This window comes from Oscillatoria salina IIICB1, from assembly GCF_020144665.1.
In the GTDB taxonomy this organism is placed as follows: Bacteria; Cyanobacteriota; Cyanobacteriia; order Cyanobacteriales; family SIO1D9; genus IIICB1.
In genome coordinates, this window is record NZ_JAAHBQ010000150.1 from 1 (window position 1) to 1,279 (window position 1,279).

Annotated in this window: 1 protein-coding gene; it reads left to right on the plus strand. The window is 50.2% G+C overall.

Features of this window, described 5'->3' with window-relative positions; all coding sequences use genetic code 11:
* Window positions 1-1,279: amino acid adenylation domain-containing protein (locus tag G3T18_RS24555; protein ID WP_224413226.1), on the plus strand; the 1,279-nt coding region annotated here is incomplete at both ends.

Consider the following 1,279-nt stretch of genomic DNA (forward strand, 5'->3'; position numbering starts at 1 on the left):
TTTATACCTCCGGCTCGACGGGCAAGCCCAAAGGAGTCGCGATTGCCCATCGCGGGGCATTAAATACCGTTGCCGATCTCAATCAACGCTTGCAAGTGAGTTCTGAGGATCGCGTTCTCGCCCTCTCTTCGTTGAGTTTTGACCTCTCGGTCTACGATATTTTCGGCACATTAGCAACTGGGGCAACTTTAGTTATTCCCGAAGCAGAATTAGCGAAAGATCCCGCTCACTGGGCTGAACTGGTGAAACGCGATCGGGTAACAGTGTGGAATTCGGTTCCCGCGTTAATGCAGCTATTTGTCGATTACGTTACCTCTCGTCCCCAATTGCAGCCGACTTCCCTGCGTGCGGTACTGCTGAGTGGCGATTGGTTGCCCCTTACTTTACCCGAACAAATTAAAGCTATCGCTCCTGAAGCCAAAATAATCAGTTTGGGAGGTGCTACGGAAGCTTCGATCTGGTCGATTTATTATCCCATCGAAGAGATCGATCCCGTTTGGACAAGCATTCCCTACGGTCGCCCGTTACAAAATCAACATTTCTACGTTCTCAACCCACACCTGGAACCTTGTCCGCTTTGGGTCACAGGACAACTCTACATCGGCGGTGTTGGTTTAGCCGAAGGTTACTGGAAAGACGCGGAAAAAACCGCAGCCAGCTTTATCGTTCATCCCGAAACCGGAGAACGCCTTTATCGCACGGGGGACTTAGGACGCTATCTCCCCGATGGTAAGATCGAGTTTTTGGGACGAGAAGACTTCCAACTCAAGATTCGCGGCTATCGTATCGAAGCCGGAGAAGTTGAAAGCGCGATCGCTCAACATCCTCGCGTTCGGCAGGCGATCGTGACTTCGGTGGGCGATCGCCAAAGCAAAGAACAACTGGTGGCTTATATTGTTAGCGATACTACCCTCTCTCAACCAAACCTCGAAACCACTACCAGCAATCTCGTTCTCGATCCCTTAGACCGTTTGGAGTTTCGCCTCAAACAACAGGGAATTCGCACTCTCGAAGGCAATGCAGAGATCGAATTACCCGCTTGCGAAGAAGTACAGCACGATGTCTACCTCCAGCGTCAAAGCTATCGTCAATATCTCCCAGATCCTCTGCCTTTGACTGACTTTGCTAACCTGTTGAATTGCCTGCGTCCCCTTCAGTTGGAAGGTTTTACCCTGCCCAAATATCGCTATCCTTCGGCGGGTCATCTCTATCCTGTACAGACTTATATCTATGTCAAACCGGGACGCATTGAGAATTTAGAAGGCGGAACTTACTACTA